Origin of the sequence: Amycolatopsis japonica, assembly GCF_000732925.1 — a bacterium.
In the GTDB taxonomy this organism is placed as follows: Bacteria; Actinomycetota; Actinomycetes; order Mycobacteriales; family Pseudonocardiaceae; genus Amycolatopsis; species Amycolatopsis japonica.
This window is the reverse complement of sequence record NZ_CP008953.1, coordinates 2430660-2448253: the sequence shown is the minus strand read 5'-3', so window position 1 is coordinate 2448253 and position 17594 is coordinate 2430660. Positions and strand designations below refer to the sequence as shown.

The 17594-nt window shown below is 68.1% G+C and carries 18 protein-coding genes, 1 tRNA gene and 1 pseudogene; 7 read left to right on the top strand and 13 right to left on the bottom strand.

Going from position 1 to position 17594, the window contains the following annotated elements; translation table 11 throughout:
- Positions 1–194: 194 nt before the first annotated feature.
- From AJAP_RS11970 to AJAP_RS11955, 4 genes and pseudogenes are all read right to left on the bottom strand, one after another.
- Positions 195–857, bottom strand: a pseudogene (locus tag AJAP_RS11970) (glycoside hydrolase family 43 protein); the annotation flags it as partial.
- 96 nt (positions 858–953) lie between these two features.
- Positions 954–1904: a universal stress protein gene (locus tag AJAP_RS11965; RefSeq protein WP_228694915.1), complete on the bottom strand. Its 951-nt coding sequence runs from the start codon at positions 1902–1904 to the stop codon at positions 954–956.
- An 85-nt stretch (positions 1905–1989) separates the two neighbouring features.
- Positions 1990–3084, bottom strand: a complete 1095-nt coding sequence (locus AJAP_RS11960) for a M20 family metallopeptidase (protein WP_051972413.1) — start codon at positions 3082–3084, stop codon at positions 1990–1992.
- Positions 3085–3135: 51 nt separating this feature from the next.
- Positions 3136–4644 carry an AbgT family transporter gene (locus AJAP_RS11955; RefSeq protein WP_038510712.1) on the bottom strand — a complete coding sequence of 503 codons (1509 nt, stop codon included), beginning with the start codon at positions 4642–4644 and terminating at the stop codon, positions 3136–3138.
- 159 nt (positions 4645–4803) lie between these two features.
- Between AJAP_RS11955 and AJAP_RS11950 the strand changes: the two genes are divergently transcribed.
- Positions 4804–5787, top strand: a complete 984-nt coding sequence (locus AJAP_RS11950; RefSeq protein ID WP_038510710.1) for an Lrp/AsnC family transcriptional regulator — start codon at positions 4804–4806, stop codon at positions 5785–5787.
- Between the two features lie 12 nt (positions 5788–5799).
- Here AJAP_RS11950 and AJAP_RS11945 read toward each other — a convergent pair whose 3' ends face one another.
- Positions 5800–6411, bottom strand: coding sequence for a TetR/AcrR family transcriptional regulator (locus AJAP_RS11945; RefSeq protein WP_038510708.1), 612 nt, complete (start codon positions 6409–6411; stop codon positions 5800–5802).
- 99 nt (positions 6412–6510) lie between these two features.
- On the opposite strand from AJAP_RS11945, the gene AJAP_RS11940 reads away from it, so the two are divergent.
- A complete protein-coding gene (locus tag AJAP_RS11940; protein WP_038510707.1) occupies positions 6511–6912 on the top strand; it encodes a Dabb family protein in 402 nt (133 codons plus the stop codon).
- A gap of 22 nt (positions 6913–6934) precedes the next feature.
- On the opposite strand, the gene AJAP_RS11935 is transcribed toward AJAP_RS11940, so the two are convergent.
- Positions 6935–7621, bottom strand: coding sequence for a hypothetical protein (locus AJAP_RS11935; RefSeq protein WP_038510705.1), 687 nt, complete (start codon positions 7619–7621; stop codon positions 6935–6937).
- 95 nt (positions 7622–7716) lie between these two features.
- On the opposite strand from AJAP_RS11935, the gene AJAP_RS11930 reads away from it, so the two are divergent.
- A complete protein-coding gene (locus AJAP_RS11930; RefSeq protein ID WP_038510703.1) occupies positions 7717–8007 on the top strand; it encodes a hypothetical protein in 291 nt (96 codons plus the stop codon).
- Positions 8004–9188, top strand: a complete 1185-nt coding sequence (locus AJAP_RS45060) for a sigma-70 family RNA polymerase sigma factor (protein WP_321167119.1) — start codon at positions 8004–8006, stop codon at positions 9186–9188. The genes AJAP_RS11930 and AJAP_RS45060 overlap by 4 nt, the downstream gene beginning before the upstream one ends.
- Before the next feature lie 33 nt (positions 9189–9221).
- Here the strand turns inward: AJAP_RS45060 and AJAP_RS11920 are convergent, their stop codons facing one another.
- A complete protein-coding gene (locus tag AJAP_RS11920) occupies positions 9222–10079 on the bottom strand; it encodes a hypothetical protein (RefSeq protein WP_148311499.1) in 858 nt (285 codons plus the stop codon).
- A 71-nt stretch (positions 10080–10150) separates the two neighbouring features.
- On the opposite strand from AJAP_RS11920, the gene AJAP_RS11915 reads away from it, so the two are divergent.
- Positions 10151–10549: a hypothetical protein gene (locus AJAP_RS11915; protein WP_228694914.1), complete on the top strand. Its 399-nt coding sequence runs from the start codon at positions 10151–10153 to the stop codon at positions 10547–10549.
- Positions 10550–10587: 38 nt separating this feature from the next.
- Positions 10588–11196: a hypothetical protein gene (locus AJAP_RS11910; protein WP_228695002.1), complete on the top strand. Its 609-nt coding sequence runs from the start codon at positions 10588–10590 to the stop codon at positions 11194–11196.
- 33 nt (positions 11197–11229) lie between these two features.
- On the opposite strand, the gene AJAP_RS11905 is transcribed toward AJAP_RS11910, so the two are convergent.
- On the bottom strand, positions 11230–11841 hold the full coding sequence (locus tag AJAP_RS11905; protein ID WP_005157321.1) for an ANTAR domain-containing response regulator: 612 nt from the start codon (positions 11839–11841) through the stop codon (positions 11230–11232).
- 173 nt (positions 11842–12014) lie between these two features.
- On the opposite strand from AJAP_RS11905, the gene AJAP_RS11900 reads away from it, so the two are divergent.
- Positions 12015–12088: transfer RNA gene (locus tag AJAP_RS11900), tRNA-Leu, on the top strand.
- On the opposite strand, the gene AJAP_RS42730 is transcribed toward AJAP_RS11900, so the two are convergent.
- From AJAP_RS42730 to AJAP_RS11880, 5 genes are all read right to left on the bottom strand, one after another.
- A complete protein-coding gene (locus AJAP_RS42730) occupies positions 12077–12364 on the bottom strand; it encodes a hypothetical protein (protein WP_063777800.1) in 288 nt (95 codons plus the stop codon). The two genes, AJAP_RS11900 and AJAP_RS42730, sit on opposite strands and share 12 nt — an antisense overlap.
- Before the next feature lie 59 nt (positions 12365–12423).
- Positions 12424–12654, bottom strand: a complete 231-nt coding sequence (locus AJAP_RS11895; RefSeq protein WP_038510697.1) for a hypothetical protein — start codon at positions 12652–12654, stop codon at positions 12424–12426.
- A gap of 236 nt (positions 12655–12890) precedes the next feature.
- Entirely contained in the window at positions 12891–14429 is a 1539-nt protein-coding gene (locus AJAP_RS11890; RefSeq protein WP_038510695.1) for a S8 family peptidase, read from the bottom strand.
- Between the two features lie 27 nt (positions 14430–14456).
- On the bottom strand, positions 14457–15917 hold the full coding sequence (locus tag AJAP_RS11885) for a trypsin-like serine protease (protein ID WP_038510693.1): 1461 nt from the start codon (positions 15915–15917) through the stop codon (positions 14457–14459).
- 25 nt (positions 15918–15942) lie between these two features.
- Positions 15943–17502, bottom strand: a complete 1560-nt coding sequence (locus AJAP_RS11880; RefSeq protein WP_038510691.1) for a S8 family peptidase — start codon at positions 17500–17502, stop codon at positions 15943–15945.
- Positions 17503–17594 lie beyond the last annotated feature (92 nt).

Sequence of the window (17594 nt, the reverse complement as noted above, 5' to 3'; positions counted from 1 at the left end):
AGCCGTGGAAGTGGATGCGGCCGTCGACGACGTCGGCGCCTCCCGGCGCGTCGACCTTGCCGCCGAGCAGATCGGTGGACAGGAACGGCGTGCCCGCCTTCACGAACGGCCCGCTCAACGAGGGCGCGGAGGCGTATCCCCGTGTGATAGCCGGAACTCTGGAACGTGTCGGCGGAGTAGAACAACAGGTACCGGCTCGGCGTCTTCACCACCGCCGGCGCCTCGACGACCGCGTTCTCCGACGCGAGATCGGCGCGCAGGAGCTCGATCCGCGGGCCGTCGGGTGTCCGTCCGTCGGCGCGCAGTTTCTGGGACCAGATCGCCGCCGGAGGTCCGACCGCCGCGCCGTCGCTCTTGTAGAGCAGGTATCGCGAACCATCCGAGTCCACGAATGTCTGCGGGTCGATGTCACCGCCGTCGCCGGGAACACAGATCAGTGGCCCGTCTCCGGCGGGTGTATACGGCCCTTCCGCCTTCGCGGCGGTCGCGACGCCGATGCACATCTCCCCTCCGGGAGCCACCGCCGCGGAGAAGTAGAGCACGAACGTACCGTCGGAAAGGCGGGCCACGTCGGGAGCCCAGAACCCCCCGTCGGGTTTCGCCCATTTCGGCACGGCCGCGAGAGCGTCACCGGCCACCCGCCAGGGCCCTTCCGCCGCCGGGGCGTGCGCGTAGGGCACCTTCACCGCACCGGTGCTCGCGGAGAAGGCGAAGAAGCCGGAGTCGGTCTTGACGATGTCGGGGTCCGGGAAATCCTGTCCGATGAGCAGCTTCGGCGTGCCGATCGCGAAGGCGGGCGGCGAGGAGACGAGTGTCAGGGCCACGGCGAGGATCACGAGCCGGCGCAGGAACTTCATGACCGATTCTGTGGACGGGACGACGCGATCGGCAGCGTAACGCGGGCCTTGCCACCGGGAAGCGTGGATTTGGCCGTTCACCCGGTCCCGCGGGATTCAACCGCGAGACTTCGGGTAGTCGCGCTCCTTGTGGTGCCGGACCACGGCGACCGGACAGGGCGCGTGGTGCACCATGGCGCGGCTGACCGAGCCCAGAAGAGCGCGTCGTAACGGCCCACGTCCATGACTGCCGACGACGAGCAGCGCGGCGCCCTCGGCTTGCTCCGCCAGTGCGTGGGCGGGCCGGTCGACCGCGATCACGCGTTGGACGGGAACGTCCGGATACCGTTCCCGATATCCGGCCAGCGCTTCGTCGAGCAGGGGTTTTCCCCGTTCCTCGATGAGCTCCCTGTCGTGCTCGGTGGGAGTCACCGCCATCGCTTCGAGCGGCAGATCGGACCACACGTGCAAGGCCACCAGCGCGCGGCCGTGCCGGGCGGCGAAGTCGTAGGCGAATCCGATGGCTTCCCTGCTGGTCTCGGATCCGTCGACGCCCACCACGACCTTCCCGTCACCCTCCGACGACGGTTCCTCGCCGGTGCGCACGACCACGATGGGCCGGTGGTAGTCGTGCAGGAGTTCGTTGGCCGTCGAGCCGACCAGGAGCCTGGGCAGCGCGGTGAGCCCCGACGAACCGATGACCAGCAGATCCGCGTTCTCCGCGGCGTGGGCCAGCTCGTCGGGCGCGCGGCCGGACAGCAACCGCGTCGAAACGGTCAGCTCCGGCCAGGCTCGGCGACATTCCTGCGCGATGTCGCCGAGCATGGCCTCGGCGTGCCGCTGCGCTGTTTCCTGCCCTGCTTCGAGGAATCCCGGCCGCGGCCACGCACCGCCACCGGGGACGGCTTCGGGCACGGGCGGGAATCCGACGACATGGGCGACGACCAATCCGCGACCGCGGGCGGCTGCCTCCCCCGCGGCCCAGCGCACGGCCTTCCGCGCTTCTTCGGAGCCGTCATAGCCTGCGACGACGGCTCCTTTGTCCATTGTGGATTCCGTGGACGACATGGCGTCACTCCCCAACCGCGCGGGCCTTGACACCAGATGGGCTACCACGTCCGGCGGTCGTCGAAACGTCGAATCGCCCCGCTCGTCAGACGAGTGCCGTGATCAGGCCGATCACCAGCGCCGTCCGCTCCGGGATGTGCTTCACGAGGATGTGCTCGTCGCGTGCGTGGGCACCGCCGCCGACGGCGCCGAGACCGTCGAGCACCGGGCGGCCCAGCGCCGACACGAAGTTGCCGTCGCTCGCCCCTCCCACCGCGGTCTCCTCCAGCTCCCAGCCTTCGTCGGCGGCCACCTTCCGCGCGGTCGCGAACAGCGCCCGCGACGGGTCGTTCGGGGTCATCGGCGGCCGGTTCCACTCCCCTTCGACCGAGATGCCCACGCGGGGATCGGCGGCTTCCAGGCCGGCGAACACCTTGTCGATCCGGTCCATTTCGGACGGTTCGGCGACACGGACGTCGACGCCGCAGCCGGCGCCGCCCGCGGTGACGTTCCGACCGGTACCACCGGAAATGGTGCCGACGTTGACGGTGGTCCCGAGTTCGCGCGAGCCCGCGGACGCCAGCTGTCCGACGATCCCGGCGAGGGCGTGGATCGCGCTCGCTCCCGCGTACGGGTCCAGGCCCGCGTGCGCTTCGACGCCGGTGGCGGTCACGTCGAACAGGCCGACCCCCTTGCGCGCGGTCTTCAGCTTGCCGTCCAGCGACGCCTCGAAGACGAGGGTGGCCAACGCGCCTTCACCGGCCGCTTCGATGTACGGCCGCGAGTGGGGGCTGCCGATCTCCTCGTCGCCGTTGAAGAGGAACTTGACCGACGGATGCGGAAGGCCGAGTTCACGAAGCCCTCGCAGGGCCCAGACCGATTGCACCAGGCCGAGTTTCATGTCGAACGCGCCCGGCCCGGTGACGCGGCCGTCCTCGTCGGTGTACGGCCATCCGGCGAGCGTGCCCGTCGGCCAGACGGTGTCGTAGTGGCTCAGCAGCAGCACCGTGCCCGGCGCCGTCCCCGCGTAGCCCAGTTCGAGCACGTCGCCCCGGACCGTGTCGGTGTGGCGAGCCTCGGTATCGGGTGCGCCGAGACGGTCGAAGACCCACGCCCGGATGGTGTCGAGGCCTTCGTCCAGCATCGGTTTGTCGTAGCTGTGCGTCTCCAGTTCGACGATGCGCCGGAGATCGTCGAGCATGGCGGGCAGTGCCTGCCGGGACCAATCCTTATATGACAAGAGAATCCCTTCCTAGCGAACGGGGGCGCCGGGGCCGAGCGGGATGCCGAACACCCAGAACACGAAGAACAGCAACGTCCACACCACCAGCAGGGCGAACGAGAGCGGGACCGTCATCGAGAACAGCGTGCCGATCCCCGCCGAACGCCGGTATCGCTGCAGGAAACCCAGCGCCATCACAAAATACGGGCTCATCGGGGTGATCGCGTTCGTGCACGAATCCGCGATGCGGTACAGCGCCTGCGTGGTCTCCGGCGGGATGTCCAGCAGCATCAGCATCGGCACGAACACCGGGCCGATCAGCGCCCACTGGGCGGAGCCGCTGGTGACGATCAGGTTGACCAGGGTCACCACGACGAGGATGCCCAGCATGACGACCGGTCCGGAGACCCCGGCGGTTTTGAGCAGGCCGGCGCCGTTGATCGCGGTGATCTCGCCGATGCCGGTCCATTTGAAGTAGGCCAGGAACTGGGAGATGGCGAAGAACAGCACCAGGATCGGTGCCATCTCACGGAAGCCGTGGGCCATGAACCCGGGGATGTCGCGGCTGGTCGTCACCGTCCCGGCGACCTTGCCGTAGGCCCAGCCCGCGGCCAGGAAGCCGAGCGCGAGGAAGATCGAGATGGACGTCAGCAACGGTGACTCGATGATGCTTCCGCCCTTGCCGCGCAAGGGCGACGACGCGGGCAGCACCGCCAGCACCAGTGCGACCACGAAGACGGCCAGCGCGATGAGCGCGGCGAGCAGGCCCCGTCGTTCCTGGCGGCTGAGCCGGAGCGAGCCGAGATCGTCCTCTTCCGCGTCGTCGTCGACGGGCATCGCTTCGGCGCGCCGCGCGAGGACCTTCTCGGTCACGAGCGTGATCACGGCGGCCAGCACGACCGACGAGGCGAGCGAGAAGAAGTAGTTGGCGAGCGGGGTGACCGAGTAGGCCGGATCGATCGTCTGCGCCGCCGCCGTGGTCAGCCCGGACAGGATGGCGTCGGTCGGCGTGATCAGCGGGCTCGCGTCGTACCCGGCGGAGATGGACACGAACGCGACCACGATACCCAGGATCGGGCTCCGCCCCACCGCACGGAAAGCCAAGGCCCCCAACGGGATCAGCACCACGTAGGCGGCGTCGGACGCGACGTGGGACACCATTCCGGTGAACGCCAGCGCGAAGGTCACCCACCGCGGTGAGACCTTCGAAACGCCGGACCGGAGCACGGCCGCGAGCAGACCGGACCGCTCGGCGACCGCCACGCCGAGCATCACCACGAGGATCGTGCCCAGCGGCGGGAACGACGTGTAGCTCTTGACCGCGTCGGTCACCATCATCCGCACACCGTCGGCGGACAACAGGTTCTTCGCCTCGACCGTCTTGCCCGTCGCCGGGTTCACCGCCGACACGCCGGCCGCGCTGAGCGCCCAGCTGGCCAGTGCCAGCACCGCGCTCAGGATGACGAAGAGCCAGAACGGATGCGGCAGCTTGTTGCCGAGCCGCTCGACGCCGTCGAGCGCGCGCAACAGGAGATTCATCGGACGTGAGGTCGTTCTGGCCTGGCTGGAACTCACCGGCGCGGCTCCTTCCTGATCGGAGGCCCATTACAAACTCAAGCGAACGAATAGTGCAACCTTGAATAAAATTCTGCACGGATCAGTCACGTACGACACTTGAGTGACTGATACATTCACTACGTGCTGACCGAACCCGACCTCGACCTGATCGCGGCACTGCAGATCGCCCCGCGCGCCTCGGTCGCCACGCTCGCCGAGGCGCTCGACGTCTCCGCCAGCACAGTGGGACGGCGGCTGGTCCGACTCGAGGAACAGCGGATCCTCCGGGTGATCGGCCAGGTCGAGTGGACGGCGAGGGCTCGCGGGAACCCACGCCACGTCTGGGTCACGACCGAACCCGGTGCGTCCGGTTCGGCGGCGAAGGCGCTCGCCCGGTTTCCCGAGGTCCAGCTGGCGGCGGAGACGGCGGGCCGGTCGGACGTCTACCTGGCCGTGCACGTTCCGGACCGGGCCGAGGCGCGCGAACTGCTCGCCGAGCGCATCCCCGGTGTGCCGGGCGTGGCGGGAACCCATTCGGAGCTGGTGCTGCGGGCACTGACGAGGGCCGACTCCTGGCGTCTGCACCGGCTGAGCGAAGACCAGCAGAAGATCTTGTCCCGCGAACAGGTCGTCCCGGACGGGTTCGACGCCGACGACGTGGGCCCGGACGAGCGGCGGCTCATCGGGCTGCTGGCCGGGAACGGCCGGATCACCGCGGCCGAAGCCGGGCGGAGCCTCGGCCTCAGCCAGTCCACCGCCTACCGGCTGATCCAGTCGACGTTGCGGCGCGGCGTCGTCCGGCCCCGCGTCGAGGTGGAACCCGCGCAGCTCGGCTACGAACTGGAGGCGGTCATCGCGCTGACCATCACGCCGGGCGCCATCCAGGCCGTGGCCGGAGAACTGGCGCGGCATCCGTCGGCGCGGTACGTGTCGATCGTCGCCGGCACCGCTTCGGTCATCCACCAGGGCGTGTTCCGCAACGAGGACGAGATGGCCGACTTCCTCACCAGGGATCTCGCGCCCTTGCCCGGGATCACCGCGCTGCAGGTCTCCGTGGTGTTGCGCATGCTGCGCCGGTACTGGCTTTACCGGGAGGACGGCAGATTCGCCCCGGACCGCACCTGAAACTCCCCGGCGCTACGGACCGTACGCGCGCACGAAGGTATCGACGGCCGACTCTGCTATACCGTCGAGTTCAGCCGCCGGGAGAGCGCGAGCGCCCAGCCGCGAACGGGACTCCAGCGGCCCGATCAGCAGAGCGAGGAACTGCTCGGCGGCCCTGGCCGGGTCGCAGGAGCGAAGAGCGCCGGAAAGGGCGAGGCGGGCGAACCGGTCGGCCAAGGCCTCCGTCAGGTGCACCGACGTGCGCTCCTGCATGGTGACCGCCAGCTCGGGGAACGCGGCGAGCTCGGCGTATGCCAGCGACCGGAGCGCGTGCGAACGCTCGCCGGAGCAGATGCGCAGCAGCCGGGAAGCCGCGGTCCGCAGTGTCGCGCGAACGTCGGCCCCCGCGTCGCGGAGCGGCTCGATGGCGTCGAGCGTGTCGGCGGCGACGCTGTCGGCCGTTGCCGCCATGGCACCGCGGAACAACGCTTCCTTGTCGCCGAAATGGTTGTAGACAGTGGGTTTCGCGGCCTTCGCCTCGTCCGCGATCTCCTGGACGGATGCCCGGGCGTACCCGTGGCGCGCGAAGACCGTGAAGGCCGCGTCCAAGATCGCTTGACGCTTGTCGGCCCTCGTCTTCGTCACGACACGATCCTATCCACCGGACTTTCGGCGTCCGGCATTGCGCATGAACCCATCAGTTCACTACTTTGAACTCACTGGTTCAATCTACGGGAGGCAGTCTTGATCGTCCAGTTCATGCGCTTCGCGTTCCGCGAAGACAGCACAGAGGAACAGAAGACCCGCGCCTTGGCGTTGATCCGCCGGACCGCGGCGGTGGAGTCGGTGGCGTTCTCGACGGTCGGCAGGCTTCTCGGCGATCCGGCCGAGGGCTACACCCACGGCTATTCCTTCGGCCTGGCCGACCTCGGCGCGTTCGAGCGCTACATGTACGACCCCGTCCATCTGGCCGGAGACCCGGAGATCCTCCCGCACTACGCCAAACTGCACGTCGGGCTCGCCGTTTCCGACGACCCCGATCCGGAGCTGGCCGCGAAGATCACCGCCGTCTACCAAGGCAAACTCGCCGAATATCCCGAGTGGGAACGGCTGATGGCGGCGATCCCCGAAGTCCGGTTCGGCTGACCGAGGAGAACCGGCCGTCGGGCTACTCGAGCAAGTGCTTCGCGAAATGCGCCAATGCCCGGGAAGGCTCTCCGGAGAATCCGGAGCCCGCTCGATGAAGGACCAGCGCGCGCTCGACGATGGTGTCGACGTCGGCGCGGAGCAGGAACGGGTCGGGCCGTCGATCACGGTAGGTCCGCTGAGCGCATTGCCTGGTGCACGCGAGCGCCTCTCCGATCTGCTCCCAGGTGCAGCCTCGGACCCGGGCTTCGGAGACCAGGATCGTCTTCTCCTCCGACAGGATCTGCCTGGCCCCGGGAATGCACAACGAGCCGCACGTGGAGATCAGCTGTTCGCGCAAGGGCCCGGAAAGTACCGACACCGCGTCCGGCCGAAGGCGCCGCGGAGTGTGGTGGAAGAACTGGTGGGTGGCCTGACGGGAGAGCCGGGGCCAGAGGTCGCTGGAGTTGAGCCGGTTCAGGCTCTCGGTGATCTCTCCCCAGCTGCGCCCCAGCGAACGCTCTTCGGCAACCTGTTCACACCGGTGCAGGTGGAACGCGTCGCTCAGGACATCGAGGTGGAACAACGTCTCGAGTACCCGCGCGCCGGCGGGCTCGGCCGACGACGCCCACATCCACGTCACGGTCGCCCTCAGCTTCGGCCAGCTGCCGCCGACCTCCCACATCGGCAGGGCCGGTGACGGCCACGGCCACGTCGGCGCCGGGTTCATCGTGTCAATAAACCATGACGCTTTTCCGGCGGTCAGTCCTCTCTTCGGGTGAGCGGAGCCGACTCGGGCTCCGCAGTGCTTGGGAGGAACTGCCGATGGCGGACAGCGTGTTCGCGCGGATCTTCGGCGCCGACGCCAGTACCGACGACGGCGTGGCCCGGCTCATCCGCCTCATCCGGTGCTTGGCGCTCATCGGCCTGTGCCTCGTCGCCGTGCTGACCGCGGCCTGCGTCGTGCTGTTCGGCCAGGTGCCGAAGTCGGCCTCGCCGCTGCGGATCGTCGCGGGCATCGCGCCCTGGATCGGGATGGCAGTGGTGGGCGTCCGGGCGGTGCGCCGCCGTCGTGCCGCATCCGATCGGGGAAGTCTCGACCGGAGTCCGTCATGACCGGCCCGCACGGACGTCGGCATCGCATGTCGACGGAGGACGCCGTGCGCAGCGACACCGAACTCATCAAAGCGGTCCGCGCCGGGCGAATCGAAGACTACGGGCAACTGTACGAGCGGCATTCCGGCGCGGCGAGCAACCTCGCCCGCCAGCTCGCGCGGTCCGATTCCGAGGCCGAAGACCTCGTCTCCGACGCCTTCGCGAAGGTGCTGGACACCCTCCGGCAGGGCAAGGGCCCGGATGCCGCCTTCCGGGCCTATCTGCTGACTGCTCTGCGTCACACCGCCTACGACCACACACGCCGGAATCGGCGGGTCACGCCTACCGAAGACATGGAATCCGTCGCCGTCGACACGCTCGCGGTCCCCCTCGCCGACGCCGCCGTCGCCGGACTCGAACGCACACTCGCCGCACGGGCGTTCGCCCGCCTGCCGGAGCGATGGCAGGACGTGCTGTGGCACATCGAGATCGAGGGACAGACTCCCGCCGAGGTCGCCCCCCTGCTGGGACTCACCCCGAACGGCGTCTCGGCGATGGCCTACCGGGCGCGCGAAGGGCTGCGCCAGGCTTTTCTCGAGGTCCATTTGCAGGAGAACCTGGCTCCCGCATGCCAGACCACGGCCGGTTTGCTCGGTGCCTGGGCCCGTGACGGGCTGGCCAAGAAAGCCCGCGTTCAGGTCGAACATCATCTCGACGAATGCGAAGCGTGCCGCACTCTCGCGGCCGAACTCAGCGACGTCAACACGGGGCTGCGCGGGATCATCGCACCGATCGTCCTGGGCGGCGCGGCACTCGGATACCTCGCGACGGCGAGCGCCAAGGCGGCTACGGCCGCCACCGCCGCCGGCGCCACAGCGGCGGCCGGCACCGCCGGTTCGGCCGCGAGCATGGCGGACCCGGCCGGGTTTTCCCGCCAGTTCCGAACCGCCGCCGGATCCGCCACGGTGGTGGGGATCGCCGTCGTCGTGGCACTCAGCGCGGCCGGCCAACCGGCCGAACCGCCCCTGCCCGTACTCACTCCGGCCACCGTCTCCGCGCCCGCCCTGCCGGCTCCCGCATCACCCGCCCCGGCTCCTGTGCCCCTGCCCACCGTCCCCTCCGTCCCGTCCACCACACCAGCTCCGAAACGCGCCCCCGTTCCACCGCTGGGACCGTCCCCGACCCCGCCGCCGCCCCGATGATCGACGCCCGCTCTGCCACCCGGAGTGGTTCGTTCACGTGAAGACGGGCGCCGAACTCTGCGACGTTGTACGCGGACCGATGGCCTTCACCGGTACCGGATAGAGGCCTTTCCGGAAGCGGCCGTGTTCGAACAAGACCACCATGGCGGTGTCTTCGCCGCCGACCCACGCCTCGACGTCGCGGCGGCCCGCCTGATACGCGGCGCCGTAGGTCGACATGATGGTACGGAGGCGGATCGTGCTGCCGTCTTCGAAGCCGATCGAGATCACCGGCAGTGGCGCCGCACGTCCTTCGAAGACTTCGATGTCGACGACTTTCACTTTGTGCCAGCCGGTTTTCCGCACCGATCTGGCTCGTCTGTTCCAGCCGACCAAGGCGGTCGAACCGCCCACGCTCCCGAAGGCGAGCGGGATGCCGAGGATGATCGCTGGTGCCGGCGAACGGGTCGCCATCGAAAGCCAAACCACGAGACCGAACGTCACGACACAGAAGCCGGACAGCGGGATGGCGAGGAGGCTCATGACGCGAAAGCGCTGCGGCTGCACCTCAAGCCCGGGCTCCTGCGCAACGCCCGTTTCCGTGGGAAGCCAGGTTTCGACCGGGAACCTGCGGACTTTGCGGCCGTACCGGAGAGCGATGACGAACGCGATCCCGGCCGCGAGGAGCGCGACCGCCATGACCACGACGTGAAACATGACGCCGGCGGCAAAGGAAAGCACGGCCCCACCCATGGTCGCCAGGTAGGACATCCGTCGCCGGTCCAGGAGCATCGGCAGTGAAGGTTGAGCGGCCATGGGAACTTCCTTGCGGTCGACGAAAAATGTGCCGACCAGTCTTCCCGGCGCTCCTACCCCGGAGAATAGCCGATCCGCCTCGCGAGCGGAACGCACCGCAGCGGAGGATTCCCTCGGCTCACAGGAAAATCCGTCGCTGCGGCAGGTGGCTCCGGCCTACCATCACGATGAGCCTGCCCAAGGCGCATCTACCCGGTAAGGGTGCGTCCTGCCCGTCGCATGGTGGGGGTGGCAGCCCGTTCGAGCCGGGCCAGGTCCGGGGAACTCACGCCTCGACGGGAGGTGTCGGGGTTCCCACCCCGTCCGCGGTGCTGTTCGGTCCACACTCGCATATCAACGGTGCCACCATCGAGGACGAGGTGTTCGTGGCGACCGGCGCGTCGCTGTTCTCGCCGGACCGGCACGACGAACTCTGGGAACAACAACGCACCTTGGAATTCCCGGAAGTCGTCTACGGCGTCCCGAGGGAGACCACGATGCGCGAGATCATGACGCGTCAGACCCGGTTCTACGGCGCGCACCAGGACGATCGGATTCTCGAAGACCGGCCGGACGACGACGCGTAGCCCGGCCGAACATGCGCGATACTCCCTGGGTGATCACCATGCAGCCCGTTCTGGAGGTCCGCGCGACCAACGGCTTCGCCCTTTGGCCTGTCGCCGAGACCGAATCGTTCGGGTATATGCCGCTCAACGGCGAACTCACGCCTCTTGAAGTTGGTACAGCGGTGATGAACATCGTCGCCTGCAACGACCTCGACCCAGCGGACGGCGTCCGCCCCGCCGACCCGCTGGGGTCGTTCCTGCACGGCCTGCTCATGCTTGACACCCTTTTCGCGGCCGGCGGGTTTCGCGTGACAGACAGCTCCACCGGCGTGGTGTTCATGCCGGGCTGTTGCAACGGTCTGGAGGACTGGCGCGAGTGGCACCAGGTCATCGAGGGCGATGGCCAGGTCGGCTTCGGACACGATCCCGATCCCCTCGCCGAACGTCACGGTGATGTCGTACGGCTGACCGTCGACGCCGAACAAAGCGCCTGCCCGGTGATCGAGTTGCCTGCCGCCGATCTCCGGCAGCTCCTTGCGGGAGCCGAGCACGACCTCGCCGGCTTCCTCGCGCTGGCGGCCGCTTGGGCCGAGAAGAACCTGCACCGGCATGCCGTCGCGACCGTCGCGGCCCTGGCCCGCGCACTGGACCTCCCGACGCCGCCCTGAGTCGAAGCGGGAGTGGCCCTTTTCGCGGGTTCGTCAGCCGATGCTCTCGACGACGGCCTCGGCGACCGCCTTCATCGTGGTCCGGCGGTCCATCGCGGTGCGCTGTATCCACCGGAACGCGTCCGGCTCGGTAAGCCCCTGACGGCTCATCAACAGACCCTTGGCGCGGTCGATGACCTTGCGCGTCTCGAGCCGGTCCGTGAGGCCCGCGACCTCGGATTCGAGCGCCTGCAGCTCGGCGAACCGGCTCACGGCCAGCTCGATGGCGGGCACCAGGTCGCGCTTGGCGAACGGCTTGACCAGATACGCCATCGTGCCCGCGTCCCTGGCCCGCTCGACGAGGTCGCGCTGGCTGAACGCGGTCAGGATGACGACCGGCGCGATCCGGTCGCCGGTGATCTTGGAAGCGGCCTCGATACCGTCGAGCTTCGGCATCTTGACGTCGAGGATCACCAGATCGGGCTTCAATTCGGTGGCCAGGTTGATGGCCTGCTCGCCATCCCCGGCCTCACCGACCACCTCGTAGCCCTCTTCGCGGAGCATCTCGACGAGGTCCAGACGGATGAGGGCCTCGTCTTCGGCCACGAGCACCCGCCGCTGGGGTGCGGCGACGGCACCATTGGCCTCGGCAGCCTGCTCGGTCACCGGGGTCCTCCTGAAGGTCGTCGGGCAGTTCGGCTCGCGGTCTGTCCGCGAACCTGAAGCCTACCGGGAACGATCCAGACGGCTAGATGGCGTTCACCACGTCAGACGGTCGTCACACTCCCGGGCCCGGCGGAAAGTGCGCACCCGTGATCCCGTAAAGTTCACCGGGCACCGCCCCCGTAGCCCAACTGGCAGAGGCAACGGATTCAAAACCCGTCCAGTGTGAGTTCGAATCTCACCGGGGGCACTCGCAGGATGCACATTCGGCGCCACCTGCGCACTTGTGCTGCGCAGCGGTATCGCCGATGGACGTGATCGAGTCCGGGTCGTCGGACAGTCTGGCTGTGATGGTCGCCTGGTCGGTGTTGTAGTGCACCTTGACCGTGAGCTGTGTCAGGTCGAGCAAGCGGGGGGCGTGGCGCAGGTTGGCTTGATCCACCTTCGATGGGCCGGCATCCGCGTCGTCCGCGATTCGGTTCAGCGCGTCGAGGAGTGGATCGTCGGGGTCCGCGTTAGCGGTCATCTCGTCGAACCAACCCGGTGGCGACTGATCGGTCGGGGTCCCTGCATCACGAGGGCGGGTCAGAACGCGAGCAGGCCGCGCGGGACGCCTAGGCCGGTGGGTCCGTCCCAGCCCCGCTGTGCCCGGCACATCCGCTGGTCGAACCGGGTGAGAGGCAGGTTCGATTTCGTCTCCCAGGCCGTGGAGCACTGGCCATCGGTTCCGGTAAGCGCGGCGACCCGGTTGTCCAGTTCCACGATTTCCGCGTTCTTGGCGATGAGATCGAGCCGATGCCGTCGCTTCGCCTCCACTACCTGCTCCTGCAGGTGTCTGATCGTTTCCTGATCGGTTTTGCTGTCATCCCCACGAGCCATTCCGGAATCCCGCGCGGCAGGGGTTCGATCACGCCATGTTCGACTTACCCCTCAATAGAACGCGAGGCTCTAGGCCCGCCCACTGGAAACGCGGTTCTGAGCTCGTCGGGACGCACAGTCGGCGAGGTGGGGCCGGTCATCGCGACCGGCCCCACCCCTCTCACCCCACCTGGTCAGAAAGTGATGGTGAATCCGTCGATCGAACCGGTGTCGAACTTGAAGACGTCCTGGACGCTCAGCTTCCAGGTGCCGTTGGCGTTCTCGTTCGAGGCGTCGACCGTGTAGGTCTCGTGCACACCGGCGGGGCTGCCCACCCCTCCCGCCTTCTTCAACCGGTAGGTGGCACCGCTGGGCCCGATGAGACTCACCGCCAGGTCGGCCGAGTAGGTGTGGCTGATGTCCACCTTGACCGGCAGCGACGAGGACGCCTTGCCATCACATCCTTCCTGGGTCACCGAGCTCGTCACCGCGGCACCGGCGTCCGGGATCGCCACCGGGGTGGTGTTCGACTTGGCGCCGCATTTCGGCTCCGGGCCTCCGCCACCGATGAACGACACGTTCAGCAGCTTGTTCAGCGAGCCGCTGCCGGGGTTCTTGACCACCCCGTCGGACGCGTTGTTCACCAGCGCGTCCCGAACCTGCTTCGGCGTCGCGGACGGGTTGGCCGCCAGGTAGAGCGCGGCCGCACCGACGACGTGCGGCGTCGCCATGGACGTCCCGCTCATCACCGCCGAACTCCCGCTGTTCGGGCTCAGCGACGTGATGTTGCTGCCCGGGGCGAAAATGTCGGTGCACGAACCGTAGTTCGAGAACGACGACCGGTTGTCGCCGGAGTCCGTGGCGTTCACCGTGATGGCTTCGGGAACCCGGGCGGGGCTGGTGTTGCAGGCATCGGTCGACGCGTTGCCGGAAGCGACGCCGTAGACGACGCCGGACGCGATCGACTTCTTGAGCGCGTCGTCACCCACGCCGGGCGCGTCCATCGTGAGGCTCATGTTCGCCACGGCCGGTTTCCGCGCGTTCGCGGTCACCCAGTCGACGGCGTCGATGATGCCCGAATCCGGACCGGTGTTGTTGCATCCGAGCACCCGGAGGCCGACGATCTTGACCTTCTTGGCAACGCCGTAGGTCTTGCTCGCGATGGTGCCGGCGGTGTGACTGCCGTGCCCGTTGCAGTCCTTGCCGTCACCTCCCATGAAGTCCTTGCCGATGCTGGCCCGGCCTTCGTACTCGGGGTTGTCGGGATTGATGCCCGTGTCGAGGTCGTACGCGGTGACGCCCTCGCCGCTGTTGTTGTAGGTGTACTTCTTGTCCAGCGGCAGGGACTTCTGGTCGACGCGGTCCAGGCCCCACGTGGGGTTGATCTGCGTGTCGGTGCCGCGGGCGGTGCCGTCCTGATAGACGGCCTTGACCGACGGATCCGCCGCGAGCCGCTTCGCCTGCCGCTCGGTCATCTTCTTCACCGAGAAGCCGTTCAGGGCCGCGGACCACGTCGACCGCACCTCGCCGCCGAAGCGCCCGGTCAACGAGGTCGCCGACGCTTGCGCGGTCGCGACGCCGTCCTTCAGCACGACGATGTACTGGTCGGCGTAATGCTGTTTCGCCTGGACCACAACGCCTTCGGCCTCGGCCGCGACGGCGTTTCCGATACCCAGTGCCAGCAAGGGGGTCAACGCGCCCAAGGTCAGCAGCAATTTCCGGTGGTTACGCATGGAACATCACCTCCGTAAGAAGAACCATCACTGGACGGTGAGCGTGTAGGTGGCGGTCGACGTCTTGCCTGCGCCGTCCTTCGCCGTCACCGTGATCGGGTAGGTACCGGGCTGGAACGGCGCGAAGATCTGCATCGTCGAGCTGCCGCCACTGGAGATGCTTTGCGGGTTGAAGAACGGCGCGATCGGCAGCCCCGAGCCGGACGCCGAAAGCGTGATGGAGCCACTGCCGCCGGTCGCGGAGACCGTCGCGTTCACGAATTGGCCCGCCCGTACGGTCCCCGATCCGGGGTTGACCGTGACCTTGAGGTCGCCCGGCTCGCTGCCGCCCTTGCCGACGGTCAGCGTCAGCGTGGTGGTCGCGGTGTCGGTCGTTCCCTTGCCGGACACGGTGATCGTGTAGTCCCGCTCCGGCGTTCCCGCCGCGGTCTCGATCGTGAGCTTCGCGGTGTCGCCGGACATGATGGACGAAGGCTGGAAGGTCGCCTTGGCACCGTCGGGCAGTCCGGACGCGCTCAGCGCGACGTTCTCGCTGCCGTTCTTGCCTTCCTTGCTCGTGATCGACGTCGAGACGTACTTACCGGGGTCGGTCTTCACCGCGCCCGGGGACGCCGCGAGGGTGAACTTGTCACCGCTGGGCACGTCACCGATCTGCTGCTTGACCCAGTCGCCCATCTCGTTGTTCAGGCGGCTGTAGACGCTGTACCACCGGAAATCGCTGCGGCTCCACGACGTGATGCCCACGACCACGCCGTTGACGATGAACGGACCACCGCTGTCACCGGGGAGCACGGTCTTGCGGCCGTCGGAGTACCCGGCGCAGATCATCGTCTTCGGGTCGACGCCGTTCTCGACCCCGGTGCACTGGTTCGGGTCGACGATCGGCAGGGTCAGCTTCTGCAGCGTGACGTCGGGCGGACTGTCGTTCTGGGTCTTCTTGCCGTATCCGAGGCTGAAGCCGTCCTTGCCCGGCGTTTCGAGGCCGGTGTCGGCCGAGGTGGCGACCTTGGCGTAACCGCCGGCGGGGACCGGGATGTCCGCGTCGGTGGTGATGATCGCGACGTCGTATCCGTTCCAGGGCTGGGTGAACTTCGGGTGGAGTTTGTAGTCGACGACCTTGAGCTGGGTGCCGCCGGTGCCCACCAGGTCGTCCAGTCCATAAAGGACTGTCTTTTCGCCGGCCAGTTCCTTGCAGTGCGCCGCGACCATCACCTTGCGGGGCGCCACGACCGAACCGCTGCAGCTCTGCCCCTTGGGCCGGGAGCCACCTTCGCGCAAGGCCGCGATGGCGAACGGGTAGTCCTTCACCGAGGCGGGCACGCCGCCGATGCCCTGGGCGTGGGCGCCGTCGGGGATCCGGACGTCACCGGTGGGCGCGATCGCCGACGCGATCGGCTGGGGAGCGGCACCGGCGGTTCCGCCCAGGACGGGGATCGACAGGGCCGCCACACCCAGCGCCAGCAGGCCTGCGATTCTCTTCTTCTTCACGGTGTTTCCTTTCACAGGGGAGAAATCAGAAGGTCAGGGCGAAGTTGTCGATCACGCCGGTGTCGAAGCGGTAGACGTCCTGGACACGCAACTTCCAGTCACCGGTGCGGCTTTCACCCGAGGTGTCGACGGTGTAGGTCTTGGAGAGGTCGATCGTGCTCACGCCGCCGGCCTGCTCGAGGTTGACGACCTTGCCGCTGGGCGTCACGAGGTCGATCTTCAGATCGGCCGAGTACGGGTGTTTGATCGCCACTGCCACCGAAGTGCCGGAAGTGCCCTTGGCGTCGCAGGAGCCGATGGTCACCGTGCTGGTCACGGCATCGCCGGCATCAGGGATCGCGACGTCGTCCGCGCTCGTACCACCCGCGCAGGACGGCGGATTCGGGGTTCCGCCGAGGAAACCGGTGTACAGCAGCTTGTTCGGCGAGCCCTTGGTGTCGGAGATCTTGCCGGGCGTGGCGTTGTCGAGCAGCGCCTTGGTGACCTGCGCCGGGGTGGCGGAGGGGTTGGCGGTCAGGTAGAGCGCGGCCGCACCCGCGACATGCGGGGTGGCCATGGAGGTGCCGCTCATCTGCTGTGTGCCGCCGCCGTTGCGGGTCGACGTGATGTTGCTGCCCGGACCGAACAGGTCGGTGCAGGACCCGTAGTTCGAGGACTGCGAGGAGTTGAAGATCGATCGCTTGTCCTGGATGTCGCTCGCGGCGACGGTGATCGCCTCGGGCGTGCGGGCGGGTGAGACGTTGCAGGCGTCCTGGCCCTCGTTGCCCGCGGCGACCGTGACGGTGATGCCTGCCCGGACCGCTCCTTGAACCGCCTGGTCCACTGTGGAGGTCGCCCCGCCGCCGATGCTCATCGTGAGCACCGCGGGCTTCCGGGCGTTCTTGGTGACCCAGTCGATACCGGACACGATCGTCGACCACGGCGCGCTGCCGTTGCAGCCGAGCACGCGGACGGCGACGATCTTCACACCTTTCGCGACCCCGTAGGTCGTGCTGCCGACGGTTCCCGAGACGTGGGTGCCGTGGCCTTGGCAGTCCGAGGCGTCGCTGTCGCTGTCCACGAAGTCGTAACCACTGCTCGCGCGGCCGCCGAACTCCGACTGGCGATAGTCGGTCCCGGTGTCGAGCACGTAGACCGTGGCACCGTCGCCTTTGTTGGCGTAGTCGTACTTCTTGTCGAGCGGCAGGTCCTTCTGGTCGACCCGGTCCAGGCCCCAGGTGGGGTCGTTCTGGGTGCCGGTGGCACGCGCGAGGGAATCCGGCTCGACCGAGGCGACGGCAGGATCCGCCGCGAGCCGCTGGGCCTGCGCCGCGGTCATCCGGCCCGCGAAACCGCGCAGCGCGGCGTCATAGGTGCGCGTGACCTGCCCGCCGTACTCCGCCGCCAGTGAGCGAGCATCGGCGGTGTTCACCGTCGATGCCTTGAAAGTGACGAGGTAGGAGCCCGGAACGGCGTCCGGCACCCAGGCCTGGACGGCGGGCCCTACCGGCGAGGCGACCGCGGGCAGCGCCGACATCGAAGCGCAGACGGCGAGCGACAGGCCCGCGATGGCCGACACCCATCGGGGTCGGAGATTTTCGCGCATTGAATACTCCTGAAAGCAGGGGAATCGACACCGGGGAGACAGTGCGAACGTGACCACAACCACGTTGTGACAACAGTGAGTTCTCAACCGGC